This is a genomic window from Paraburkholderia sp. BR10923, from assembly GCF_040948765.1.
Taxonomy (GTDB): domain Bacteria; phylum Pseudomonadota; class Gammaproteobacteria; order Burkholderiales; family Burkholderiaceae; genus Paraburkholderia; species Paraburkholderia youngii.
The window spans coordinates 121,178-143,268 of record NZ_JBFPKO010000017.1; the positions used below are offsets into that span (position 1 = coordinate 121,178).

23 protein-coding genes, 2 tRNA genes and 3 pseudogenes are annotated in these 22,091 nt (G+C 62.4%); 17 read left to right on the forward strand and 11 right to left on the reverse strand.

All coding sequences use genetic code 11. The features are described from left to right. Nucleotides 1–595 precede the first annotated feature (595 nt). Both AB3X94_RS27375 and AB3X94_RS27380 read left to right on the forward strand, forming a co-directional pair. A complete protein-coding gene (locus tag AB3X94_RS27375) occupies nt 596–2,170 on the forward strand; it encodes a UbiD family decarboxylase (RefSeq protein ID WP_368613222.1) in 1,575 nt (524 codons plus the stop codon). A gap of 47 nt (nt 2,171–2,217) precedes the next feature. After that, nucleotides 2,218–2,895 (forward strand): LysE family translocator, encoded by a 678-nt coding sequence (locus tag AB3X94_RS27380; protein ID WP_368613223.1) that lies wholly within the window; start codon nt 2,218–2,220, stop codon nt 2,893–2,895. 69 nt (nt 2,896–2,964) lie between these two features. Here AB3X94_RS27380 and AB3X94_RS27385 read toward each other — a convergent pair whose 3' ends face one another. From AB3X94_RS27385 to AB3X94_RS27395, 3 genes are all read right to left on the reverse strand, one after another. Beyond that, on the reverse strand, nt 2,965–3,930 hold the full coding sequence (locus AB3X94_RS27385) for a threo-3-hydroxy-L-aspartate ammonia-lyase (RefSeq protein ID WP_176105295.1): 966 nt from the start codon (nt 3,928–3,930) through the stop codon (nt 2,965–2,967). A 206-nt stretch (nt 3,931–4,136) separates the two neighbouring features. Further along, nucleotides 4,137–4,451: a hypothetical protein gene (locus AB3X94_RS27390; protein ID WP_176105294.1), complete on the reverse strand. Its 315-nt coding sequence runs from the start codon at nt 4,449–4,451 to the stop codon at nt 4,137–4,139. A 388-nt stretch (nt 4,452–4,839) separates the two neighbouring features. Next, nucleotides 4,840–5,001, reverse strand: coding sequence for a hypothetical protein (locus AB3X94_RS27395; protein WP_013090236.1), 162 nt, complete (start codon nt 4,999–5,001; stop codon nt 4,840–4,842). 275 nt (nt 5,002–5,276) lie between these two features. Between AB3X94_RS27395 and AB3X94_RS27400 the strand changes: the two genes are divergently transcribed. The 3 genes from AB3X94_RS27400 to AB3X94_RS27410 all read left to right on the forward strand — a co-directional run bounded on the left by AB3X94_RS27400 (nt 5,277) and on the right by AB3X94_RS27410 (nt 7,350). Beyond that, a complete protein-coding gene (locus AB3X94_RS27400) occupies nt 5,277–6,212 on the forward strand; it encodes a Rossmann-like and DUF2520 domain-containing protein (protein WP_176105293.1) in 936 nt (311 codons plus the stop codon). Between the two features lie 96 nt (nt 6,213–6,308). After that, the gene (locus AB3X94_RS27405; RefSeq protein WP_176105292.1) at nt 6,309–6,629 is read left to right on the forward strand and encodes an EthD family reductase; all 321 of its coding nucleotides are present in this window, start codon (nt 6,309–6,311) and stop codon (nt 6,627–6,629) included. Nucleotides 6,630–6,786: 157 nt separating this feature from the next. After that, nucleotides 6,787–7,350, forward strand: a complete 564-nt coding sequence (locus AB3X94_RS27410; protein ID WP_176105291.1) for a YggT family protein — start codon at nt 6,787–6,789, stop codon at nt 7,348–7,350. A 133-nt stretch (nt 7,351–7,483) separates the two neighbouring features. On the opposite strand, the gene AB3X94_RS27415 is transcribed toward AB3X94_RS27410, so the two are convergent. After that, a complete protein-coding gene (locus AB3X94_RS27415; protein ID WP_368613224.1) occupies nt 7,484–9,208 on the reverse strand; it encodes a methyl-accepting chemotaxis protein in 1,725 nt (574 codons plus the stop codon). A 224-nt stretch (nt 9,209–9,432) separates the two neighbouring features. Here AB3X94_RS27415 and AB3X94_RS27420 point away from each other — a divergent pair. Continuing rightward, nucleotides 9,433–9,506 (forward strand) — tRNA-Gly (locus AB3X94_RS27420). A gap of 126 nt (nt 9,507–9,632) precedes the next feature. After that, nucleotides 9,633–10,439 carry a tRNA (guanosine(46)-N7)-methyltransferase TrmB gene (trmB, locus tag AB3X94_RS27425; RefSeq protein WP_176105289.1) on the forward strand — a complete coding sequence of 269 codons (807 nt, stop codon included), beginning with the start codon at nt 9,633–9,635 and terminating at the stop codon, nt 10,437–10,439. Between the two features lie 69 nt (nt 10,440–10,508). Here the strand turns inward: trmB and AB3X94_RS27430 are convergent, their stop codons facing one another. The 3 genes from AB3X94_RS27430 to AB3X94_RS27440 form a co-directional block, all read right to left on the reverse strand. After that, nucleotides 10,509–11,345 carry an undecaprenyl-diphosphate phosphatase gene (locus tag AB3X94_RS27430; protein ID WP_368613225.1) on the reverse strand — a complete coding sequence of 279 codons (837 nt, stop codon included), beginning with the start codon at nt 11,343–11,345 and terminating at the stop codon, nt 10,509–10,511. A gap of 90 nt (nt 11,346–11,435) precedes the next feature. Continuing rightward, nucleotides 11,436–12,029 (reverse strand): DUF1439 domain-containing protein, encoded by a 594-nt coding sequence (locus AB3X94_RS27435; RefSeq protein ID WP_176105287.1) that lies wholly within the window; start codon nt 12,027–12,029, stop codon nt 11,436–11,438. An 83-nt stretch (nt 12,030–12,112) separates the two neighbouring features. Further along, a complete protein-coding gene (locus tag AB3X94_RS27440) occupies nt 12,113–12,415 on the reverse strand; it encodes a YkgJ family cysteine cluster protein (protein WP_368613226.1) in 303 nt (100 codons plus the stop codon). 179 nt (nt 12,416–12,594) lie between these two features. Here AB3X94_RS27440 and hemN point away from each other — a divergent pair, with 179 nt between their 5' ends. From hemN to AB3X94_RS27455, 3 genes and pseudogenes are all read left to right on the forward strand, one after another. Then, nucleotides 12,595–13,980, forward strand: coding sequence for an oxygen-independent coproporphyrinogen III oxidase (hemN, locus tag AB3X94_RS27445; RefSeq protein WP_368613227.1), 1,386 nt, complete (start codon nt 12,595–12,597; stop codon nt 13,978–13,980). A 121-nt stretch (nt 13,981–14,101) separates the two neighbouring features. After that, nucleotides 14,102–14,186: transfer RNA gene (locus AB3X94_RS27450), tRNA-Leu, on the forward strand. Nucleotides 14,187–14,360: 174 nt separating this feature from the next. Further along, a pseudogene (locus tag AB3X94_RS27455) lies at nt 14,361–15,048 on the forward strand (tyrosine-type recombinase/integrase). 575 nt (nt 15,049–15,623) lie between these two features. Here the strand turns inward: AB3X94_RS27455 and AB3X94_RS27460 are convergent. Then, nucleotides 15,624–15,836, reverse strand: a pseudogene (locus AB3X94_RS27460) (hypothetical protein); the annotation flags it as partial. Between the two features lie 229 nt (nt 15,837–16,065). Between AB3X94_RS27460 and AB3X94_RS27465 the strand changes: the two are divergent. The 4 genes from AB3X94_RS27465 to rpsU all read left to right on the forward strand — a co-directional run bounded on the left by AB3X94_RS27465 (nt 16,066) and on the right by rpsU (nt 17,877). After that, entirely contained in the window at nt 16,066–16,269 is a 204-nt protein-coding gene (locus tag AB3X94_RS27465; RefSeq protein ID WP_008919208.1) for a cold-shock protein, read from the forward strand. 280 nt (nt 16,270–16,549) lie between these two features. After that, nucleotides 16,550–16,774 (forward strand): hypothetical protein, encoded by a 225-nt coding sequence (locus tag AB3X94_RS27470; RefSeq protein ID WP_152853742.1) that lies wholly within the window; start codon nt 16,550–16,552, stop codon nt 16,772–16,774. Nucleotides 16,775–17,288: 514 nt separating this feature from the next. Then, nucleotides 17,289–17,555: a translation initiation factor IF-1 gene (gene infA, locus AB3X94_RS27475; protein ID WP_368613228.1), complete on the forward strand. Its 267-nt coding sequence runs from the start codon at nt 17,289–17,291 to the stop codon at nt 17,553–17,555. Between the two features lie 109 nt (nt 17,556–17,664). After that, nucleotides 17,665–17,877 carry a 30S ribosomal protein S21 gene (gene rpsU / locus AB3X94_RS27480; protein WP_013090247.1) on the forward strand — a complete coding sequence of 71 codons (213 nt, stop codon included), beginning with the start codon at nt 17,665–17,667 and terminating at the stop codon, nt 17,875–17,877. Nucleotides 17,878–18,057: 180 nt separating this feature from the next. On the opposite strand, the gene AB3X94_RS27485 is transcribed toward rpsU, so the two are convergent. Beyond that, nucleotides 18,058–18,342, reverse strand: a complete 285-nt coding sequence (locus AB3X94_RS27485) for a hypothetical protein (protein WP_176105284.1) — start codon at nt 18,340–18,342, stop codon at nt 18,058–18,060. Between the two features lie 596 nt (nt 18,343–18,938). On the opposite strand from AB3X94_RS27485, the pseudogene AB3X94_RS27490 reads away from it, so the two are divergent. From AB3X94_RS27490 to AB3X94_RS27500, 3 genes and pseudogenes are all read left to right on the forward strand, one after another. Beyond that, nucleotides 18,939–19,230: pseudogene (locus AB3X94_RS27490) on the forward strand (hypothetical protein). Between the two features lie 902 nt (nt 19,231–20,132). Further along, nucleotides 20,133–20,459: a hypothetical protein gene (locus AB3X94_RS27495; protein WP_368613229.1), complete on the forward strand. Its 327-nt coding sequence runs from the start codon at nt 20,133–20,135 to the stop codon at nt 20,457–20,459. 62 nt (nt 20,460–20,521) lie between these two features. Then, nucleotides 20,522–20,737 (forward strand): hypothetical protein, encoded by a 216-nt coding sequence (locus tag AB3X94_RS27500; RefSeq protein WP_008919201.1) that lies wholly within the window; start codon nt 20,522–20,524, stop codon nt 20,735–20,737. 93 nt (nt 20,738–20,830) lie between these two features. On the opposite strand, the gene AB3X94_RS27505 is transcribed toward AB3X94_RS27500, so the two are convergent. Both AB3X94_RS27505 and AB3X94_RS27510 read right to left on the reverse strand, forming a co-directional pair. Then, entirely contained in the window at nt 20,831–21,568 is a 738-nt protein-coding gene (locus tag AB3X94_RS27505; protein WP_176105283.1) for an LrgB family protein, read from the reverse strand. A 31-nt stretch (nt 21,569–21,599) separates the two neighbouring features. Continuing rightward, on the reverse strand, nt 21,600–22,070 hold the full coding sequence (locus AB3X94_RS27510) for a CidA/LrgA family protein (RefSeq protein WP_246391776.1): 471 nt from the start codon (nt 22,068–22,070) through the stop codon (nt 21,600–21,602). Nucleotides 22,071–22,091 lie beyond the last annotated feature (21 nt).

The window sequence follows — 22,091 nt, forward strand, 5'->3', positions numbered from 1 at the left end:
ATCCGCGAACTCCGCCGGGTCAAATCAGGCGGTACAGCGCGCTCGCAGAGTCAAGACATCGCGTGCTCTCTGGTTGGGCAGCAGCGACGTCGGGAAAACGGCAACAAATACCGTTTCGGGGAGCCATCTCAAAAACAGCCCACATAACTCAATGTGTACGGGCTTGGCTCCCACGCGAAAAACCAGCGTTGGTGGACGCTGGTGAGGGACTTCAATAATGCCGTTCTACCCTGCAGGGAAGTAAAACGGTGACGCGTTGCGTCTGAGGACCGGGGGCGACGGTAAAAAGGTTAACGCCCTGCAACCAATGTCGACGGATTCTATGCACGGTTTTATAGATCGTCAACACTATAGAATGCAATATCTATAACTATTTGTAATTATAAACAGTGTTCAGTCCGCCGGAAGCCCTGTTCTATGTGCGTTTTAGGCGACCCGACCCTGACTGTTCGGGATAGATCATTTGGTTGATCTACGTGCGGTGGCTAACGCAGGTAAAATCGACAATCGTTTTTTGCGCCGCATAGGGTACCGCTGTCGGTCCTGCTGCGCCACCAGTCCTATGCGCCGCGCATGCGGCCCTGAACCGTCACAGATGAAATACAAAGACTTGCGCGATTTCACTGGCCGCCTCGAGGCGATCGGTGAATTGCGCCGAATTTCGCAAAACGTGTCGCCGAATCTCGAAATGACCGAACTGTGCGACCGCGTGTTGCGCGCGGGCGGTCCGGCTCTGCTGTTCGAGAACACCGAGCGGCACGCGTTCCCGGTGCTCGGCAATCTGTTCGGCACGCCGCGCCGCGTCGCGCTCGGCATGGGCATCGATGCCGAAGCGGGCGCGGGCGACCAGGCGGCGCTCGAATCGCTGCGCGACGTCGGCCGGCTCCTCTCCGCGCTGAAGGAACCCGAACCGCCGAAAGGGTTCAAGGACGCCGGCAAGCTGCTCTCGCTAGCGAAGGCCGTGTGGGACATGGCGCCGAAGACGGTCAGCGCGCCGCCCTGCCAGGAAATCGTCTGGGAAGGCCACGACGTCGACCTCGGAAAATTGCCCATCCAGACGTGCTGGCCCGGTGACGCCGGGCCGCTGATCACCTGGGGTCTGACCGTCACGAAAGGGCCGAACAAGAGCCGACAAAACCTGGGTATCTATCGACAGCAACTGATTGGCCGCAACAAACTGATCATGCGCTGGCTCGCGCATCGCGGCGGCGCGCTCGATTTCCGCGAGTTCGCGCTGAAAAATCCCGGCAAGCCGTATCCAGTGGCCGTCGTGCTCGGCGCGGACCCGGCGACGACCCTCGGCGCGGTCACGCCGGTGCCCGACACGCTGTCCGAATACCAGTTCGCCGGCCTGCTGCGCGGCGGGCGCACCGAGCTCGCGAAATGCATCACGCCGGGCGTCGACGGTCTGCAAGTGCCCGCGCGCGCCGAGATCGTGCTCGAAGGCTTCATCTATCCGCAGGAAGGCGCGCCCTCGTCCGCTCCGGCCGGCGCGCCGCCGCGTCCGTCGAAGGGTGCGTCGGCCATGTACGAACACGCGCTCGAAGGCCCGTATGGCGATCACACCGGCTACTACAACGAACAGGAGTGGTTCCCGGTCTTCACGGTCGAGCGGATCACGATGCGCCGCGACGCGATCTATCACTCCACCTACACCGGCAAACCGCCCGACGAGCCCGCGGTCCTCGGCGTCGCGCTGAACGAAGTTTTCGTGCCGCTGCTGCAGAAGCAGTTCACCGAGATCACCGACTTTTATTTGCCGCCCGAAGGCTGCAGCTACCGCATGGCGATCGTGCAGATGAAGAAGAGCTACCCCGGCCATGCGAAGCGCGTGATGTTCGGGGTGTGGAGCTTCCTGCGGCAGTTCATGTATACGAAGTTCATCGTCGTCGTCGATGAGGACGTCAATATCCGCGACTGGAACGAAGTGATCTGGGCGATCACCACGCGAGTGGACCCGACGCGCGACACGGTGCTAGTCGACCGCACGCCGATCGACTATCTCGATTTCGCGTCGCCGGTAGCCGGCCTCGGCTCGAAGATGGGGCTCGACGCGACCAACAAGTGGCCGGGCGAAACCGACCGCGAATGGGGCCGCCCGATCGTGATGGACGAGGCGGTCAAGCAGCGTATCGACAGCTTGTGGAACGAGTTGGGCCTCGGTCTGTAAACGCGCGCCAAACAACACAACTAATAACGGATGGAGCGCTCGCGCGGATGCACGCTTTTTCAATGATGTCGGACGGCTTTTTTCTGTCCTTGTCGCTATGCCTCGATATTGGTCTCGTCAACGTCGCGATCATTTCGCTGACGCTGTCGCACGGCTTCCGGCCGGGCTTCTGGCTCGGCCTCGGCTCGTGCGTCGGCGATCTCATTTACGCGGCGCTCGCGCTCGTGGGCATGGCTGCGCTGCTGCACTTCGAATCGGTGCGCTGGGTCGTGTGGATCGGCGGCGCGGCGATCCTGCTGTTTCTCACCTGGAAGATGGCGCGTGAAGCGATGTTCCCGGCCACGGCACCCGCTGTTGCCGGCGAAGGCGACGCTACTGCGCATCAGTCGCCATGGCGCGGCTTCCTGCGCGGCGTGCTGCTCGCGGTGTCGTCGCCTTCGGCGATCCTGTGGTTCGCGGCGGTCGGCGGCGCGCTGATCGCGAAAGCCGGCGCAACGAGCCCGACGACCGCGCTGATCTTCCTCGGCGGCTTCTTTCTCGGCGGCCTGTGCTGGACCCTTTTTATCTGCGGGCTCGGCAGCCACGGACGCAAGCGCGCGGGCGCCGGTCTGCTGCGGGCGTGTCACGTTCTCTCGGCGCTGCTGTTCGCCTATTTCTCGTACAGCGTGATCGTCAACGGGTATCGCGACCTGATCGTACAAAGCACTGCACAAGTAGCAAGCTGAAACGGTTCACGCATAAGAAAGCGGCTCGCATCGGCGAGCCGTTTCTTCATGCGGCTCGACGTGAGTCGCTCATGCGAGGTACTGCGCGAGCTTCGGCAAATCGACGTTGCCGCCGCTCACCACCACGCCGACGCGCTTGCCCTTCACCGGCACGATGCCATTCAGCACCGCCGCCGCCGCGAGGCAACCGGTCGGTTCGACGACGATCTTCATGCGCTGCGCGAAAAAGCGCATCGTCTCGATCAGTTGCGCATCGCTGACCGTTTCAATTCGCGCGACCAGCCGACGGATGACCGCGAACGTGTAATGGCCCAGATGCGTCGAGGCCGCGCCATCGGCGATCGTGCGCGGGGTATCGATATGCACGATCTCGCCGCGCGCGAGCGACTGCTGGCCGTCGTTGCCCGCTTCGGGCTCGATGCCGATCACCGTGCAAGCAGGGCTCAGCGCGGCCGCCGACAACGCGCTGCCGCTGATCAACCCACCGCCTCCAAGGCACACGAACAACAAGTCGAGCGGGCCGGTTTCGTCGATCAGTTCTTTGACCGCGGTACCCTGCCCGGCAATCACGTGCGGATGATCGTACGGCGGAATCAGCGTCATGCCACGCTCCTCGGCCAGGCGCCGGCCGATCTCCTCGCGATTTTCCTTGTAGCGATCGTACGTGATCACTTCGCCGCCGTAGCCTTTGGTCGCGGCGACCTTGGCCTCGGGCGCGTCGTGGGGCATCACGATCGTCGCGCGAATGCCGGCGAGGCGCGCCGACAACGCGATGGCCTGCGCGTGATTGCCCGACGAATAGGTCAGCACTCCGGCCTTGCGCTGCTCTGCGTCGAAATGCGAAATCGCGTTGTACGCGCCGCGGAACTTGAACGCGCCCATGCGCTGGAAGTTTTCGCACTTGAAGAACACCGACGCGCCGGTGCGCTCGTCGAACGTGCTCGACGTCAGAACGGGGGTACGGTGCGCGACGCCTTCGAGACGCGTGGCGGCGTCGAGGACGTCATCGAAGGTGGGAGCGGGAAGCGCTTGCATCGGCGAAACTCTCCTGGAGCGATGGCGAAGCAGCCATTCTCCCAGCTTCATCCACGCTTTGGAACAGTGCTCGCGCGAGCGCGCGACACCTGCGAGGAAACACGGCGGAAAGCAAAACCAGCGATACAAATGGAAGCGGCGTAACCCGGCACAAGCCGGTGTTACGCCGTCGAGGTTCCCGCGCGCGTCACACGCGCCCGCGCTTCTTAATGACGATAGTACGGGTGCCCGTACCAGCCGCGATAGTAGCCACGGTAGCCGTGGTAGTAGCCACGATAATAAGGATGGCCATAGCCGTAATAGCCTCCGACCACTACTGGAGCGGGGGCGACGACAACCGGCGGCGCATACACCGGCGGAGGCGGCGGCGCGTAATAGACGGGCGGCGGCGCCGCGTACACCGGATAGGCCGGCGCGATCGGCACCCCAAGGCCGATACCAACGGAAACACCTGCCTCCGCAGCCCCGGCAAGTCCCAAGCCGAGTGCGGCTGCAACGACGAATGGAACGATCTTTTTCACTTCTATTCTCCTAGCGCGGCCTGCCAAGGTCGCCGACTGCGCATGCCGCGCATGCTGTGGAATCAATGTATCTAAAAAGCCCCGGCCGAACTGTTCGCATTTGTTGCAAATTGCAAGGGCAAGCCGAAGCGTTTTGCCGGGCGCCGCACGTGCGCGCCCACGCGCCGTCGCGGCGACAGCCAAAGGAGCCGTGAATCAAGGGGTTGCACGCGAGCGACGGGCCGCGGGTGATAGGTCTGATCGAACGCGAGGGGCTAGAGTTCGCGCATCGGTAAACTTTAATTACAAATTCGCTTCAATCCTGACAGCCGGGAGGAATTTCCCAATAAAAAAATGCCCGGCTCAATGGCTCGAGCCGGGCACTTTCTCACCTGCGAAGACCGCGCGACTAGCCGACCTTCACGTACACGAATTCGCGGGACACATTGGGCGGCACATACGCGCCGCTGATCCGCACGCGCGGCGTCAGGCGCTTTTTCTGATCCCACCAGCGACGGCGCTGGGCGTGCGTCAGGAACCGCAAGTGTTTTCGGTAAGAAAAAATACTCATCGCTACCCCTCCCGATTTTCTGACTACGAACGAAGTACGAAAATACGACCGTCAAAACCGGCTCATCGACCACTGTTCCTGTCACTACGATTGTGAGCAGTTTTCACACCCGTGGGCGTCGCGCCGCCCGATGACCAACCGGTGGCGCCATATCGCCCGCAAACTCATCCGACGACAGCTGTCGAGCCGCGCAAGGGGCAGGATCGCGCCCGCGCTTTGCGGATGCGAGATACTGCTGCTTTCCCATTCACACGATCCGTCTGGAGCAGGTGACCATGTCCCAGTCTTCCTTGCCGCGCGTCGGCTTCATCGGCGCGGGGCGGCTTGCGCGCTGTCTCGCGCTCGCGTTCGCGCGCGCCGGCTACCCGGTCACCGCGGTGGCGAGCCGCTCGGCCGATTCCGCGCGCCGGCTCGCCGCCCAGATCGCACACTGCATGGCCTCTGACGACCCGCAACAAGTCGTCGACGCTGCCGATATCGTTTTTTTAGCCGTTCCCGACGATAGCATCGGTACGACAGCGCACACACTCCGCTTTGGCGGCGATGCGGCAAGCCACCCCGGCAAGGCGCTCGTGCACTGCAGCGGCGCGTCGCCGGTCGAATTGCTGGCGCCGGCGCGCGATCAGGGTGCGGCGATCGGCGGCTTTCATCCGCTGTATCTATTTAGCGGCGAGCTCGCGGATCTCGAGCGGATCGACGGCTGTTCGGTGACGATCGAAGCCGACGGCGAACTGAAGGAGACACTGACCGCGCTCGCGCTCGCGCTGCGCTGCCATCCGCTGTCGATTCCGCCGGGCGGCCGCATGCTGTATCACGCCGCCGCGCACTACGCGGCGAGCTTTGCGCTTTGCAGCCTCGCCGAATGCGTCGCGTTGTGGCGCACGCTCGGCTTCGCCGAGGACGATGCGCTGCGCGCGCTTCTGCCGATGCTCGCCGGCACGATCGAAACGGCGCGCGACAAGGGCCTGCCGAACGCGCTCGCGGGGCCGGTATCGCGCGGCGACGCGGGTGTCGTCGAGAAGCAGCTGGCGCTGCTCGAAAGCTTCGACGGCGACCATGCCGCGCTCTACGGTCTGCTGACGCGCCGCGCGGTCAACCTCGCCCGACGGCGTGCCGCGCCGCCCGCGACGATTGAAGCGATCTCCGAAGCTGTGGAAGAATCGCTGGGCCGCTCGCTGAATCAGGCGGCAGCAGGTGCAAGCGTCAAGTAAGCCGTGATAATGTGACGTCCGGCGCCCCGGGCGAAGCAGATGCGAACCACGCGACGACCCGCGCCGCGCCTCGGGATCAACAGACGAGAACGCACAATGATCAAGGTCAGCATCCTCTACCCGTACCGGGAAAATGGCCGCTTCGACATGGACTACTACTGCGCGACCCATATGCCGCTCGCGGCGAAGCTGTTCGGGCCGGCGCTGAAAGGCTGGTCGGTCGACGCGGGCCTGAACGCCGGGCCGCCCGGCACGCCGCCTCCTTACGTGGCCGCGGGTCACTTCCTGTTCGACAGCGCGGACGATTTCTATGAAGTGTTCAAGCCCGCGTCCGAGCAACTATTGGCGGATATCCCGAACTACACGGACGGCGGCAATGGCACGATCCTGATCAGCGAGGTCCGGACTTCCGTGTGATGCCGGACAGACAACCACCGGCAGGCGGTGCGCAATGGCGTCGAACCTCCGGTTGGCTAACCAGGTAAATTCAGAAAACCGCCGGCGCGCACCGATCTTGCGACGCCGGCAGCCCGCGGCCCGCCGGTGGCCGTTATCAGAAGCATAAGGACACGAGATGTTTGGCGATATCGCCCGTTTTCTGCTCAATACCATTTTCACGCTGTTCGGCGCCGCGCTGCTGTTACGCGCGTGGCTGCAGGTCGTGCGCCTGCCGCCGTACAACCCGGTCTCGAACGCCGTGCTGCAGGCGACCAACTGGATCGTGCTGCCGCTGCGGCACATTCTGCCGAGCACGCGCAGGATCGACTGGGCGAGCGTGGCCGCGACGCTGATCGCCGCGATTATCTACGTCGTCCTGATGATCGTGATGACCGGCGCCGATCCGCTGACGCTCGTGCCGACGCTGCTGATCGTCGCGGTGCTGACCGCGATCAAGTGGGCGCTCAATCTGGTCATCTGGATGACGATCCTGATGGCGCTGCTGTCGTGGCTCAATCCGCGCTCGCCGGCGATGCCGATTCTGTATCAGCTGACGGCGCCATTTCTGAATCCGCTGCGCCGCGTGCTGCCGAAATTCGGCGGTATCGATCTGTCGCCGATCCTGCTGTTCGTGATCGTGCAGGTGCTGCAGATGGTCGTCACGCGCGCGGCGGTTCAGCTGACTTATTTTGTGATCTGAGCTGATCGCGCTCGAGACGCCGCCGCTTGCGACTGCATGCGGCGGCGTTTTCGTGTCTGCTGATCGCCGTGGCGGCTTCGACCGCCTCAGGCGGTCAATTTCCGGATCGCCAGGCTCGGTCGCGAGCCGTGGATCAGAACGTACTCCAGTCACTCTGCGCTGCCGGGGTCGCCGCCACGCGCTCGCGCGCAGGCAAGGCCGCCGCGGCCTGAGGCAACGCCGGCTGGTCGACACGCAGGCGCGCCGACGCTCGAGTGGGCGCCGGCGCCGGCTTTGGCAAGGCCGCCGCAAAGGCCCGGCTCTCCGCCGTCCGGAACACCGACACCGTCTGCTTCATCTTGCGCGCCTGCGCTTCGAGCGATTGCGCAGCCGCCGCGGCCTGTTCGACGAGGGCCGCGTTCTGCTGCGTGGTCTCGTCCATCTGCGTGACGGCCTGGCCGACCTGGTGAATGCTGCGGTTCTGCTCTTCGGAGGCCGTCGCGATCTCGCCGACGATATTCGACACGCGATGAATCGCGTCCTTGATATCCGCCATCGTCGTGCTGACTTCGGCCGCCTGCTGCGTGCCGCCCTCGATTATCGCAACCGACGTCGTGATCATCTCCTTGATCTCCTTCGCCGCGCTGGCCGAGCGCTGCGCGAGGTTACGCACCTCGCTCGCGACCACCGCGAAACCGCGCCCCTGCTCGCCCGCGCGCGCCGCCTCGACCGCCGCGTTCAACGCGAGAATATTCGTCTGGAACGCGATGCCTTCGATCACGCCGGTAATCTCCGAGATCTTCGTCGAGCTGCCGCTGATCTCGCCGATCGTGCGCACCATGCCCTCGACCGCCGTGTTGCCGGTGTTGACGACCTGTGCGGCCTGAGTCGCGAGCGCGCTCGCGTTTCGTGCGTTGTCGCTGTTGCGGCCGACGGTCTGCGTCAACTCCGACATGCTCGCCGCGGTCTGTTCGAGCGAAGCGGCCTGCTCTTCGGTGCGCGCGGACAGATCGATGTTGCCGCTCGCGATCTGCTGCGAAGCGATGCTGACCGACTCGGCGCTTTCGCGGATCGAGCCGATCGTCGACGCGAGACGCTCCTGCATGTGCGCGACCGCGCGCAGGATGCTGCGCTCATCGGCCGCGCCGGTGTTCAGGCGCTGGCTCAAGTCGCCGCCCGCGATCTGCTCGACGACCTTCGCGACTTCGGCCGGTTCGCCGCCGATCTGCCGCACGACCGCCCGCGTCACCAGCAGCCCCAAGCCGATCGCAATCGCGACGCCGACGAGCGCGCAGCTCGCGATCCACCAAGTCACCGAGCGAACCATGTCGACGCCGTTCGCGACGCGCTGTCTGGCCAACTCATCCCGGACGTCCGACAGCTTGATCATCAATGTGCGCAGCTTGACGTGCAGCGGGTCGGTGGTCGATTTGAGCTCGGCGAGCGCGCCGGTCTGATCGCCCTGGTCGGCCAGCGCCATCACCTTCGAGACCGAGCTCATATAGGCCGGATAGGCGGCGTCGAAGTCGCTCAGCAATTGCTTTTGCGCGTCGGTGGTCGCGTGCTTGCGCTCGTAGTCGAACGCGGCCAGGATCGCCGCTTCACCGCCGTGATTCAGGCGCACCGTATCGGCGCGACCCGCCGGCTCCGGATTCAGGATGTACGAATAGAGGCGGCGGAAGTGCGAGGCCGCCTGCCACGCGGCGGTGCCGTCGTCGCGCACCGGCACGAATTCGCGGTCGTACATTTCGGTTTGCATCGTCGCGACTTCGCGCACCTTCAGAACACCGACCGTGCCGACGATGGCCGTCACCAACGCGCACAGCATCAACGAGCCGACAAGCTTGTGGCTCAGTTTCAGATTGGAAAACCACTGCATCTTGGGAAAGTCTCTTGAACAGGATGGGGAGCGCCGGGGGCGTGCCGGCTTGCGGGTGTGCAAGCGCACGGTGTTGGGCAGCACACGGGTTAACGGCAGGCGCAGACGCCATCTGAAGACGCGCGCTGTTCTGGCCGTCAACGCGAACAGGCGGGCGGGCTGTTCGTGCGCGCGAACCATACCCCTGCCCAAACCGCCCAAAAGCCTGTAAAATCGCGAGTTCCGCGGGCGTCGTATAATGGTAATACCCTAGCTTCCCAAGCTAGAGCCGTGGGTTCGATTCCCATCGCCCGCTCCACTTTCCTGCTGACTATTCAGCGGAAGCTAGCAAGAGCCGCCTCCCTGAAGGCGGCTTTTTTGTAGTGGCAACGGCCCGGCACAGCGCGCAAGCCGCGCAGCCCTCACCCTTGCAGCAGCATCGACGATGATCCACGATCCAAACGACTCCGGTCTCCCGAACGACTCCCCGACTCCCACGAGCGCAGCAGACCAGTCCACCCGCGACGAGACGAACGACTTCGACGGCACGCCCGGTGCGACACCGGCAGACACGCTTCATCACCGCCGCATCCGCAGCTTCGTCACGCGCGCGGGTCGCGTGTCGACCGGCCAGCGCCGCGCGCTCGATGAGTTCGGCCCGCGCTTCGTCGTGCCCTACGCGCCGCAGCAGCCCGACTGGACCGGCGTGTTCGGCCGCGAAGCGCCGCGCGTGCTGGAGATCGGCTTCGGCATGGGCGCCACCACCGCGGAGATCGCCGCACAGCGTCCCGGCGACGACTTCCTCGGCGTCGAAGTCCACGAGCCCGGCGTCGGCGCGCTGCTGAAGCTGATCGGCGAGCAGTCGCTGACGAACATCCGCATCATCCAGCACGACGCGGTCGAAGTGCTCGAACACATGATCGCGCCCGACAGCCTGGACGGCGTGCACATCTTCTTCCCCGATCCGTGGCACAAGGCGCGCCACCACAAACGCCGGCTGATCCAGCCGAAGTTCGTCGCGCTGCTCGTGTCGCGTCTGAAGCCGGGTGCGTATCTGCATTGCGCGACCGACTGGCAGAACTACGCCGAACAGATGCTCGAAGTGCTCGGTGCCAATCCGCTGCTCGAAAACACCGCCGACACCTACGCACCGCGGCCCGACTATCGTCCGGTGACGAAGTTCGAGCGGCGCGGCCTGCGGCTCGGCCACGGCGTGTGGGACCTGGTATTCCGCAAGCGCGCCGCCGCGTAACGCGACGAAACGGCAAGCCAACGAAAAAAGGTCCGCATTCGCGGACCTTTTTTCATCGCACGGCCAGCCTCAATCGGCCCAGCTCAACCCGCCGCTATAACCGATCAGCAGGATCAGCAGACCGAAGCCGATCCGATACCACGCGAACACCGTGAAGTCGTGCGACGCGACGTAGCGCAGCAGCCAGCGAATGCAAATGAACGCACTGACGAACGCAGCCGCGAAGCCGAGCGCGAAGCTGCCGAGCGCGTCGGTGGTAAGCAGATTCCAGTCCTTGTACAGCTCGTAGGCGGTCGCGCCGAAGATGATCGGGATCGCGAGAAAGAAGGAAAACTCGATCGCGGCGCGGCGCTCGATGCCGAACAGCATGCCGCCGATGATCGTCGAGCCCGAGCGCGAGGTCCCCGGAATCAGCGCGAAGCACTGCGCGAGGCCGACTTTCAATGCATCGAGCGGGCTCAGATCGTCGATGCTGCGCACTCGCACCGCCGCGTCGCCGCGCGCACGTTGACGCGCCTCCGCCCACAGGATCACGACGCCGCCCGCAACCAGCGCGAACGCCACCGGCACCGGCGCGAACAGCGCCTCCTTGATCGACTTTTCGAACAGCAGGCCCAGCACGACCGCCGGAATCGTCGCGATGATGACGTTCAGCGCGAAGCGGCGGGCTTCGGGCCGGTTCGGCAGACCCACGATCACGTTGCCGATGCGACGGCGAAACTCCCAGCACACCGCGAGAATCGCGCCGAGCTGGATCACGACATCGAAGGTCTTCGCGTGCTCGTCGGAGAAATCGATAAGACTGCCGACGACGATCAGATGCCCGGTGCTCGACACCGGCAGGAACTCCGTCAAACCCTCGATCACGCCGAGAATCAGCGCTTTGCAAGCCAGTAGCCAGTCCATCCGTGCCCCTTATCGCAGTTGGTTGTCGCAACGAAATGGGCCGGCACGGTCATGACTGGCACGCGCGGCCCTCGTGGCCGCGCGTGCGCGTCATCTTTCGACGATCTGCACGCGTATGCCGTTTGTAAGGATGGTGATTGTACCGGGTTCGTAATGGACGCCGGCAAATTGCAGTTGCTCGGGCTTGAACGTGTAGATCGGATAGTTGGTCAGCAATTGGGTCGCGAGCAGCGCCGCGGCCGCGTTGATCTGCTGCGTGTACATCTGCGCCTGGCCGTTCACGCTGACGTTATCGACACTCGGCGACTTGAGGATCACCGAACGGCTCGCCGCGTCGTAGGCAAGTTCGCTCGACAGCGTGAACACCCCGTCGACCGGCTCTTGCAGGAACGGGCTGGCGAAACGCGCGTCGAGCTTCACCTGCACGCGGTTCGCATCGGGCAGCATGCCCACCACCGGATTGCTCAGCGCGACGTCGAACACCTGCGACACCGTGCGCTGATACGGGAATTTGCGCTGCACGGCCTCCTGCACCTGCTTCTGCGAGAACGTGTATTGCGACGGCATGAACGGAAACGTCGGGCTCGCGCAAGCCGCAAGCGACACGGTGATGCCGAGCACGCTGCAGCCGGTCAGCGCGGCGCGCAGAAAGCGGCGCCGGGCCGGCGCTGCGGGTCGAGTCATGCGAAATCTCCTGTGGAAGCCCTTGCGGACATCGGCTGGCGTTGGCTTTGAGGTGGGTGATGGCGCTTATCGCGTGCCGCGCATCATGGATGCGATGCCGGTTGTGTTTGCACCTCGAGTTGCTTGAGCCACGCGAGCGCTTCACTGCGATTCGCGCCACACATCTCCTGTTGCGGCTGCAGACCCGAGCAGCATGCGGGCCGCTTCGGCCGGCCGAAGATCGCGCAGCGCAGATCGTCGCCGAGTTGCACGCAGCGAACGCCCGCCGGCTTGCCATTGGGCATGCCCGGAATCGGACTCGAAATCGACGGCGCGATACAGCACGCGCCGCAATCGGGACGGCACGCGTGATCGTCCACTCGTGCGCTCTTCAACCTTTGATCCACGTCATCTTTCCTGAACTCGAACCTTGGCAACGCGTTGCCAGACCCGCATTGTGCCACTGCCTGTCTGTGCGACCTTTTTACACAAACGGAGCCCGCAGGCGCGCATTCAAACTGAAAACTCCCGAATGGCCTTGCACACGCGATACGCCGCGAGAGCCGCCCACCGTCCGATACCGCTCATGTCCCTAGCCGACACCCTGTTCCGCCCCGACCTGCTCGCGCGCTACAGCGCGAATGGTCCCCGGTATACGTCCTATCCGACCGCGCCGCAGTTCCGCGAATCGTTCGACACCGCCGACTACCGCCGCGCCGCCGCCGATCCGGGTGCCGCTTCGACCGATCTATCGCTGTACTTCCATATTCCGTTTTGCGACACCGTGTGCTTCTACTGCGGCTGCAACAAGGTCGTGACGAAAAACCGCGCGCACGCGCGGCCGTACCTCGAGCGGCTCAAACGCGAAATCGGCTTGCAGGCTGCGTGTTTCGATACCCAGCGGCCCGTGTCGCAACTGCATTGGGGCGGCGGCACGCCGACGTTTTTGTCGCATGACGAGATGACGGAATTGATGGCCGCAACGCGCGAGCACTTCAATCTGCTGCCCGACGATCAAGCCGAATATTCGATCGAGGTCGATCCGCGCGAGGCGTCGCCCGACACGATCGCGCTGCTGCGCCATCTCGGCTTCAACCGGCTGAGCCTCGGCGTGCAGGACTTCGATCCGCGCGTGCAGCAGGCGATCAATCGCATCCAGCCGTTCGAGATGACCGCGTCGGTGATGCAAGCGGCGCGCGCGCACGGTTTTCATTCGATCGGCGTCGATCTGATTTACGGCCTGCCGCATCAAACGGTCGCGAGCTTCAGCCGCACGCTCGACACGATGCTCGAACTCGCGCCGGACCGGCTGTCGGTGTTCGCGTATGCGCACATGCCGCAGCTCTTCAAGATGCAGCGGCAGATGGATGCCGCGACGCTGCCGTCGAGCGAGGCGCGGCTCGCGCTGCTGCAACGGGTGGTCGAGCGCCTGACGCAGGCGGGTTATGTGTACATCGGCATGGATCACTTCGCGCTGCCCACCGACGAACTCGCGCGCGCGCAGGCACAGCGCACGCTGCATCGCAATTTCCAGGGCTATAGCACGCGGGCCGAGTGCGATCTGATCGGCTTCGGCGCCTCGTCGATCGGCAAGGTCGGCGACGTGTACGCGCAGAACGCGCGACAGCTGCCCGCCTACACCGACGCGATCGACGCAAGCCGGCTCGCGATCGCGCGCGGCATCCGCCTGTCCGCCGACGACCGTCTGCGGCGCGACGTGATCACGCAACTGATGTGCAACCTCGAACTGCGTTTCGACGAATTCGAGGCGGCGTACGGCATCCACTTCGCCGACGCGTTCGCGCCGGAGCTCGCGCGTCTGCGTGCATTCGAGGACCACGGGCTGATCTCGCTCGGCACGCGCAAGCTCGAAGTGCGGATGGCTGGTCGCATGCTCGTACGCAATCTCGCGATGGTATTCGACCGCTATCTCGGCGAGCAGACGCTCACACGGTTCTCGCGCACGGTCTGAGGACCGCTCGTTGCGAACGCACTGTGGCGGGTGAAGGCAATCGGCTTGCCCGTCGACCGATTTTCGGCCATAATCTGCGTCTTCCTCGCGCGCTGAACTTCTGATGCGCGCTGCAGTATCTGCCCAGGTGGTGAAATTGGTAGACGCAGGGGACTCAAAATCCCCCGCCGCAAGGCGTGCCGGTTCGATTCCGGCCCTGGGCACCACAAGCTGTTCCGGCGAGAGCCGATAAATTCCGAAAAACCCCGCAAGATCAAGGCCTTGCGGGGTTTTTTATTCCCCAGCGATCGGTTTCGATTCGTCGACGGCCGGTGGTATCTGGTGGTATTTTTTTGTGATATCTGGCTCGTTTCTGGGTCTTTCCAGAGGGAGCTACCACCATATCGCTGACCGATGTGCAGGTTAGGAACGCACGCTACAACGCCGAGGGAACCGGCAATCGTCTCGCGGACAGCGGTCGCATGTATCTCCAGCTCGACAAGTCCGGCGCGAAATACTGGCGGATGAACTATCGGTTCGCCGGGAGAGGATAAAACGCTCGCGCTCGGCGTCTATCCGGACGTGTCGCTCGCAGCGGCGCGGAAGAAACGAGACGATGCCCGCGAAAAGTTGGCGGCGGGATTGGACCCAAGTAACGTCAAGCGCCTTGAAAAACGAGCCGCCAGGCTTGCAGCGGCTAACTCTTTCGAGGCAGTCGCGCGCGGCTGGATGGATGAACGCAAGAGAGAACTGCACGCGCTCACCGATGCCGGCCGCTATGTGTTCCCTGGCGCGCGCGATCGCAAGCGGCCGATGAGCGAAGCTACGATCAATGCGGCACTTCGTAGATTGGGCTACGACACACGCACGGAGATCACCGGGCACGGCTTTCGCGCGATGGCACGCACGAATCTGCACGAGGAACTCGAACAGAAGCCGGAAGTGATCGAACATCAACTCGCTCACACGGTAGCGGACAGCCTCGGCACAGCCTATAACCGCACGAAGCAGAAATGGGCCGACTATCTGGATCGGCTGCGGTCGGGCGCGAAGGTCATTCGTATTGGAAGCGGGAAAGCGGCGACTTAACGAGCGCCCAGTGACATTTCAGGCGTGCCAATAGGTGCGCATTGGTGATGACCTCGCTCCGCTGAGTCAACTTTCAAATGGTCGAAGCAATCTGATTTACGGGAACCCTCTCTATTGCTCTCGCGTTCAAAGATTGACCGTATCCGGTCTAATGGGGAAACTGAACGCGTCCTGAACGATCATCGATCCGGGTGTGATGTCGCCGGGGTCTGTCTTAGTTCGCGACCGCGTACCGGACTGCTGACCGGACCTCCGCGGGTCTGAACGGGTGACAAGCGGGTTTGCTTTGTCTGGTGACTGCTGCGAGCCGCGTATCCGGCGAGTGTGCGGTCGTCGTTTCGTCGTCTCCTGGAGCGCGTAGCGAAGCGCACTGGCCGTTAAATCCATACCTGCCTCCTTGGCCTAATAACGTCGATAGTACCGGGAGAGACAGTCGCTTTCGTCGCCGGATGCAAACGCGAGTCGATCTCGACGGGTTTGCGCTTTCGGCCGAACCTGTCCGCAATTTAGTGTGCGAGACGGTTTTCGGAGTGATCCGCGTGCGTGCGTGAAGCGCTCGCCAAAAGAATAGCAATTTAGTTCATGGCGGATGGCCAGTCGAATGCGGCTCGCACGGACTTGGCCATCACATCACGAAGCGGCAGCCACAGCAGCTTGATTGCCGCCTCGTCGTTTGTTCCCCGCAGCCCGTGAGCGAAGTCTCCCAGCGCCTGCTGTGCGGCCTGTTCGCTGGCTGCGGCGTAAATCGGGCGCAGCGCGGTGGCAACCGCCTTACGGTCCTTGTAGCTGGTGGCCGCATCGCTTCGCCTGCAAAACGGGCCGCTTGGTGAAACAGTTACAAGATAAGTATTGACGCTGGTCCATCCGGCGGGTACTGTTCACTCCGAAGTTCAAGAAGTTCGATTGCTGTTCATCAATTCCTCGCTCCTCCGCGGTATTCGTTGTCCTCTCCCTCCTTGAAGCTTCACGCGCTCTTTAATGGAGCAAACTTTCGCATTTTTTTCTCAAGGATTCTGTATGGATACCGGCACCGTTAAGTGGTTCAACGACAGCAAAGGCTTTGGCTTCATCACCCCAGACAAGGGCGGCGACGACCTGTTTGCTCACTTCTCCGAAATCAGGGGCGACGGTTTCAAGACGCTGGCTGAAAATCAGAAGGTGAGCTTCGAAACGAAGCAAGGCCCGAAGGGGCTGCAAGCGGCTAATATCAAGCCGCTGTAAAGTTCAAGAGCCCGGCCTCCCGCAACGGACGCCGGGTTGCAGCGACACCCTCGCGGAGCTTCGTCTCCCTCGGCTGGAGCAATCGCGCCTGATTGGCATCTGCTTGTTGAGCAGTTTGCCAAGAGCGTCATACGCCTTCTTGCGCCTCAATCTCCCCTCAGGCTTCGACGCAATTTTTCGCTGTTCGACTGCTTCAGAAGTCGGCTCGAATGGCTTTGAATCAGCGCGCCCGTGCACTTTTCGCACGGCATGTGCGCACTCAAATATCATTAAAATTAAAATGCAAAACAGACGAATTCAACATTACAACGGCTATGCTGTCCAATCCTCGGCGCATCGTTTGTCCGACGGTAGCTTCTCATCTAACTTGCTGCTCGAACGCATCGATAGCGCGCGAGCCGAAGGCCGCTACCGGTTCTATTCGCTCGACTACTTCAAAAGTGAAGAGCAGGCCTTGCAGCACTCAACCCAATGGGCACTCAACTGGATCGATACGCGCGGTTAAAGACGACGCCACGGTTCAAAACACCCAGCGCATCTGAGTCACCAGGGGGTGCAACAAAACCCGCCCAAACATCACGCAGGATCCCGAACTGTGCATCACCGGCACGCATGGCTGACAACACTTCTGGCCCCGCCGGTAGTGGCAGGGCACATGGCGTCTTCGGCTACAATGCGGGGCTAGTGCGCTTCGCACAGCACCTAAAACACGCGGGTTGGTTGGTCGCGACACTTCCTTTAATTGATAGTCCAGTGAGGCAAGCGATAGCAGCGGTCGCTGGACTGCACGCCCCGACTCGCATCCGGCCGGCATTGCGCGCCGCAGTGTCTGACCGGTCGGCCTCGCGTACCTAATTCTCGGCCGGGCCACGCGGTGCCTATGACTTCCAGGACGCAAGGGCTGCCCAGCGATTTCATGCCTTCCACTTCCGCGCGAGCGTATATCCAACAACGCTCGCGGCCTCTTCCTCAATGCGGCATCTGAGCCCATGTCACGCCAATTGATCAGGAGCCTTTGAATGGCCAAAGAAGAACTGCTGGAACTCGACGGTATCGTCGACGAAGTGCTATCAGACAGCCGCTACCGAGTCACGCTCGACAATGGCGTGGTGGTAGGGGCGTACGCGTCCGGTCGGATTCGCAAGAATCATATTCGCATCCTTGCAGGCGATCGGGTAACGCTTGAACTCTCGGTGTACGACCTGACGAAAGGCCGAATCAATTTTCGGCATAAGGATGAACGGAGCGGCGGCGCAACGCAAAGAGCCGCATTTCGTCGTCGTTGATAGCGCGATATGCGACTGTCGGCTGTGTCCCGTCCCTGTGCCACGACGCTGCGTGCACATCCGCATCACCATTCGCAATTGCTTGCGGATCTCAACCAAGGAAAAAAAATTGACTACCGTAATTCTGAAACCCGACGAGCCCGTGGAAGTTGCATTGCGCCGTTTCCGTCGCGCGATCGAGCGCACAGGCCTGATTCCGGAACTTCGTGTCCGGACAGCCTATGAAAAACCTACCGCAGAACGCAAACGCAAAAAGGCTGCTGCAGTGGCACGCCTGCGCAAGCAGATCAAACGGTCGTTGCCGCCGAAAAAGCGGTACTGACCGGGAACTGCCGGGCGGCCATGCTGAAGCGGCCGTCTATGCGGACTGTGCGTGGCATCTCCCTGGCAGGCAGGGCCACTGGCACGGGCCCCCCTCAAAAGGCGGGTCAATGTGAACACGGCCGCGTGCTACGGTTGCTCACGGTTATCGTGCCGCACCGAATTGCTGTGGCTGGAGCACTCAGGCCGCTTCCCAGATAGTGCGTTCAGATCCGTCACCGTCAATCAGCATTTCGGCGTAGGCCACCGACGCGCGCCTTGCGTCGCCGGCACTCTCGAAAGGCCGCTTGCCGGGCACACGGAATAAGCGGCTTCGGGGGCTGCCCGTCACGGCATCCGGGTCGCTGATGCGAATCGAAGCATCGAATCCTTCCTCGTAATTGTGACCATATCCCGGTTGAGTCGTGCAATGCGGATACACGAGCAGGGAAATATCGAAACCTCGATAGTGGCGAGTGGTTGTCATCAAGTAACTCCTTTGGACCGCAGCACGCAGCCGGTTTTTTTATCGTTCTACAGATCTGACTGAAGGCGATATACCAACCGCCAGACGAGCCGCACCGACGGCGGCGAAGTGACCGGAAGGAAGTTTGTCGGCTGGATATCCGGTACACGAGCTTCGAGTCTCATATCGGCAAGGGCTCGCTCAGGCGGCATTCCGTTTTCGTTTGCTCGATAGCGCCGCGCTGCCCCGAGTCCACGAAGCATGGTCACTGCCATGCCTCACCTCGCATTCGCTAGCCCATGGCGGACAGCCTCCGTCATTTGTGTGACGAAGCCGGTATCCGGGGCCTGCCTCATTGCGTGTGGCCCCCGACCGTCGCTGCGGTGGCGCCCTGAAGAAACTGCTACGTACGCGTGAACGTGGAGCGAGGCTGATAGCTGTCGTCAGGTCGTCGAAATCAACGTGATAACGGTGCGGACAGTCGCCTGCTTTGAAAACCTTGAGTTTCAACATACGCGCCACAGTACCTTCGGTCAATGCAATTCTGGTAACAGTCTCGGCCGCCCGACGCTGTCCGTTCCACGGTATAGTGGGTCCTCCCCTAGGGAGTGAGCACCATGCCGACACACCCGTTTCTTCTCTACAAGGGGTACGAACTTCATCCCTTCGTATTTCCCCGCACTTTCAGTCGGTCGCTTTGACGGACATTCCCGTTACGCCGAAGGTTATGACATTGCGGTGCGGATATGTCGTCCGGCGGTGACAGCAACCCCCGCCGCAAGCCGGGTCTTCAGGCTCAACCAGCCGCATGCGTTCTCCGACTTCGGTACGGCAAGGCGAGCCGCCCGGCAGCAGGGAAAGGACATCGTCGACGGAAAGGTGAGTGGCGCTTCGGTCATCGACATATGAAAACGCTGCTGAAGCGCGGCCCTAACTGATGTGCCCAGGCGACGGGTCGCTCTTTGCCTGGTCGCCGATCTAACTGTCGTTGCATCAGAAAGGTGGCCAGTGGCTGAGAGCAATCTTCTGCATGCCACGTGCTGGCCGTCGGCCGCGCGTCCGGAACGCTGACCGACATTTCCTGCGCCGCGAGGCAATCCTTCTGTCGCGAGCGTTCGCGAGAGCCTGACGCGGGCTCCGCTCAATTAGCACTCCATGCACACGGACATGCGGGTGTGCGCATCAGTTCGCATGCCTGAATGAATGTCAGGTCGGATTGGCCGCCGCCCCCTGACTGGGCCAGCGCGTAGTTCTTGTCGACGGGAAGCTCGTCCGCTGGCACGTGCACCCGTCGGTCGCCTCCCTGCGCGTATCGATCCATCAATCGGAGCGCTCGACAATGGCGTGGTCGTGGGTGCGTACGCGTGGGCCAGATGCGTCGTTTCGCGGTGGTTGAACAGTTGAGGTGGAGACTTCCTGACTCGCATGTCGAAATGGCGCATTGTGCGTCGCTACCTGACGAGCCCGAGAAGAGAAGCAGTCGGATGCGGATCATCGGACTACCACAGTCCACCGGCACTACGGTCATAAGTACCGACCTGACTTGCACGTTCCCCCGTGCTTTTCCGACGGCGCCCAAAGCATGGGTTCTTCTGTACAAATCTATCAATCGGCGTAGCATGAGATCTGCGCTCGACCTGCAGCCGTTCCCGGCATCCTGATAGTTGCTTCCCTCCGCGGAACGGGACTTTCCCGCTTTCACCCATGACCACTCGACGTGGCCGAACGTGTGAAGCGCTGCCGATGCAACGGCTCACATCTCTACGCTTCCTCTCCTGCGCCGTACGGTGATGCGGCCTTCAAGGTGCCTCATGACAACGCGGTCCCGTCTCTACCGCGGGCTGGACCTTCACCCGCTTGTCGTGGACAGCGCGCCATTGCACACATTGGAGTTTGATATGCAAAGGAATGACCTGCTGAAATGGATCCGGTGCAATGGCTCGGGCATCGTCGACCAGTTTCTGCCGCCCGGCGCGGAGGCGGAACTGGATAGCGTCATCCGTGACTGTCGTCACGAGGTCAATTCAGACGCGTTTCTGATGTTCGTGTCGATTCGTGCGTTGCTGCGTGAACACGGCATGACAAGCTGCGAGTCGGATTACGAGGCCGGACAGATCATGGCCAGGCTTAGCATCTGAGTCTCGCTTTTCGACGCCCCTATGCGACAGCGCAATCGGGCGACAACCCTGAAGGAACCCCTATGCGCTTCAATTCCACTTTGATCGTTGTCGACCCGACACCGCGTAGGGCCGACGGGGAGTACATGGCTCACGCGCGCATCAGCGGCAGCCGTGCGGACGGCACCGGGTACGAGATTCACTCGAGCGGCGATCTGGCCGGCTTTGACGCACGCGAGGACGCGATAGCCTATGCGAAGAACTGGGCGCAGGACTGGCTGGAGGCGCGCTTCGGCTGACAGACGCTACCATTCGATGAATGTATCGCAGTCGTCAGCTCGCCACAGCGGGCCTTTTCAACTGCTTCATCGGTTGATCGCTTAGCGAGTTCGTCAAATCAACCAACCGCTCAGGATGGGCAGGAGCACTGGGAGGATAAACGCCGACATAGTGCCGTTCATCGCCATGCCCAGTCCCGAGTAGGCGCCTGCTTCTTCGCTGATCTGAAACGCCCTGGCAGTACCTATGCCGTGGGAAGCAACACCCATTGCAAAGCCGCGCACGTCGTCACGCCGCACACCAACGGTATCCAGGACCACGTTGCTCAGCGTCGCACCGGTAATGCCGGTCAGGATGACGATCGCCGCGGTGAGCGAGGGCAAACCACCGATTTTTGCTGAGATCAGCATTGCTACGGCCGTAGTGACCGACTTCGGAGCGACCGACGCGACCGTCACAAACGGACAATGTAGCCAGACACATATCGCAATCGCAGAGGCAACAGCCGTGGCCGAGCCCGCAATCAGCCCGCCAAGCAGCGGCACAAGCGCGCGTCTGAGCCTGGGCGTCTGATGGTGTAGCGGAATAGCCAATGCAATGACCGACGGGCCCAGTAGAAAGTGAATCAGTTTCGCGCCCGCGAAATATGCGCTGTAGGAGGTGCCTGTCAAATACAGTATCGCGATCATGAGCAACACGGAGATCGCTACCGGGTTGGCCAGGGGATTCTTCCGCGCCAGAGTGTGAAGGCGGCAGGCAACGATGTAGACGCCGACGGTTGCCGTGAGCGCCGGCACAGGCGACGCGCCCACGATCGCATTGACAGACACGGGCAGTTCACCGATTGACATGGCCCCTCCTCCTTGCGGCGGCAGAATCTGCCTAAGCGCGTGGCGCCGTCGCAGCCTTGTGTTGTGATTGCTTTCTGTCGAGCCTCGTCAGCAACATGCCTGTCACTAGCGCAGCAATCGCCATCGAAAGAATCGTGCTGATAACGATGGCAAGGGCGAGTGCGGACAGTTGGCCTTTCAGCTGCGGCGCGAAGACCATGACGCCCACACCGGCGGGTACAAAAAACAGTGAAAGGTGATTCAACAGTCCGCGAGAGACCTGCTCGACGGCAGGCACGACAGAGGGTTTGGCCGAGAGCAGGCAAAGCAATAGCACCATGCCAAGCACGGGTCCGGGAACAGGAGCTCGCGTGACATAGGCGATCAACTCGCCGAGACACTGAAACCCAAGGAGGATTGCAAACGATCGCGCGACCCCACTATCTGGCGTCGACGCCTTTGGTGCAGCAGATACGCCGCTCTGCGTCGGTGCCGCCGGGCCGGTTTCTGTGCTCATGTCCATGGACTGTCCTCATTTTGCGGA

What these genes read in the sequence shown, in the direction of transcription:
- AB3X94_RS27465 (WP_008919208.1), top strand. Translation starts at nt 16,066, where the DNA reads ATGGATACCGGCACCGTTAAGTGGTTCAACGACAGCAAAGGCTTTGGC.
- AB3X94_RS27380 (WP_368613223.1), top strand. Translation starts at nt 2,218, where the DNA reads ATGCACGCTTTTTCAATGATGTCGGACGGCTTTTTTCTGTCCTTGTCG.
- AB3X94_RS27430 (WP_368613225.1), bottom strand. Translation starts at nt 11,345, where the DNA reads ATGGACTGGCTACTGGCTTGCAAAGCGCTGATTCTCGGCGTGATCGAG.
- AB3X94_RS27435 (WP_176105287.1), bottom strand. Translation starts at nt 12,029, where the DNA reads ATGACTCGACCCGCAGCGCCGGCCCGGCGCCGCTTTCTGCGCGCCGCG.
- AB3X94_RS27415 (WP_368613224.1), bottom strand. Translation starts at nt 9,208, where the DNA reads ATGCAGTGGTTTTCCAATCTGAAACTGAGCCACAAGCTTGTCGGCTCG.
- AB3X94_RS27495 (WP_368613229.1), top strand. Translation starts at nt 20,133, where the DNA reads ATGACAACGCGGTCCCGTCTCTACCGCGGGCTGGACCTTCACCCGCTT.
- AB3X94_RS27385 (WP_176105295.1), bottom strand. Translation starts at nt 3,930, where the DNA reads ATGCAAGCGCTTCCCGCTCCCACCTTCGATGACGTCCTCGACGCCGCC.
- AB3X94_RS27500 (WP_008919201.1), top strand. Translation starts at nt 20,522, where the DNA reads ATGCGCTTCAATTCCACTTTGATCGTTGTCGACCCGACACCGCGTAGG.
- infA (WP_368613228.1), top strand. Translation starts at nt 17,289, where the DNA reads ATGGCCAAAGAAGAACTGCTGGAACTCGACGGTATCGTCGACGAAGTG.
- AB3X94_RS27510 (WP_246391776.1), bottom strand. Translation starts at nt 22,070, where the DNA reads ATGGACATGAGCACAGAAACCGGCCCGGCGGCACCGACGCAGAGCGGC.
- AB3X94_RS27470 (WP_152853742.1), top strand. Translation starts at nt 16,550, where the DNA reads ATGCAAAACAGACGAATTCAACATTACAACGGCTATGCTGTCCAATCC.
- AB3X94_RS27405 (WP_176105292.1), top strand. Translation starts at nt 6,309, where the DNA reads ATGATCAAGGTCAGCATCCTCTACCCGTACCGGGAAAATGGCCGCTTC.
- AB3X94_RS27410 (WP_176105291.1), top strand. Translation starts at nt 6,787, where the DNA reads ATGTTTGGCGATATCGCCCGTTTTCTGCTCAATACCATTTTCACGCTG.
- hemN (WP_368613227.1), top strand. Translation starts at nt 12,595, where the DNA reads ATGTCCCTAGCCGACACCCTGTTCCGCCCCGACCTGCTCGCGCGCTAC.
- trmB (WP_176105289.1), top strand. Translation starts at nt 9,633, where the DNA reads ATGATCCACGATCCAAACGACTCCGGTCTCCCGAACGACTCCCCGACT.
- AB3X94_RS27485 (WP_176105284.1), bottom strand. Translation starts at nt 18,342, where the DNA reads ATGACAACCACTCGCCACTATCGAGGTTTCGATATTTCCCTGCTCGTG.
- AB3X94_RS27395 (WP_013090236.1), bottom strand. Translation starts at nt 5,001, where the DNA reads ATGAGTATTTTTTCTTACCGAAAACACTTGCGGTTCCTGACGCACGCC.
- AB3X94_RS27375 (WP_368613222.1), top strand. Translation starts at nt 596, where the DNA reads ATGAAATACAAAGACTTGCGCGATTTCACTGGCCGCCTCGAGGCGATC.
- AB3X94_RS27505 (WP_176105283.1), bottom strand. Translation starts at nt 21,568, where the DNA reads ATGTCAATCGGTGAACTGCCCGTGTCTGTCAATGCGATCGTGGGCGCG.
- AB3X94_RS27400 (WP_176105293.1), top strand. Translation starts at nt 5,277, where the DNA reads ATGTCCCAGTCTTCCTTGCCGCGCGTCGGCTTCATCGGCGCGGGGCGG.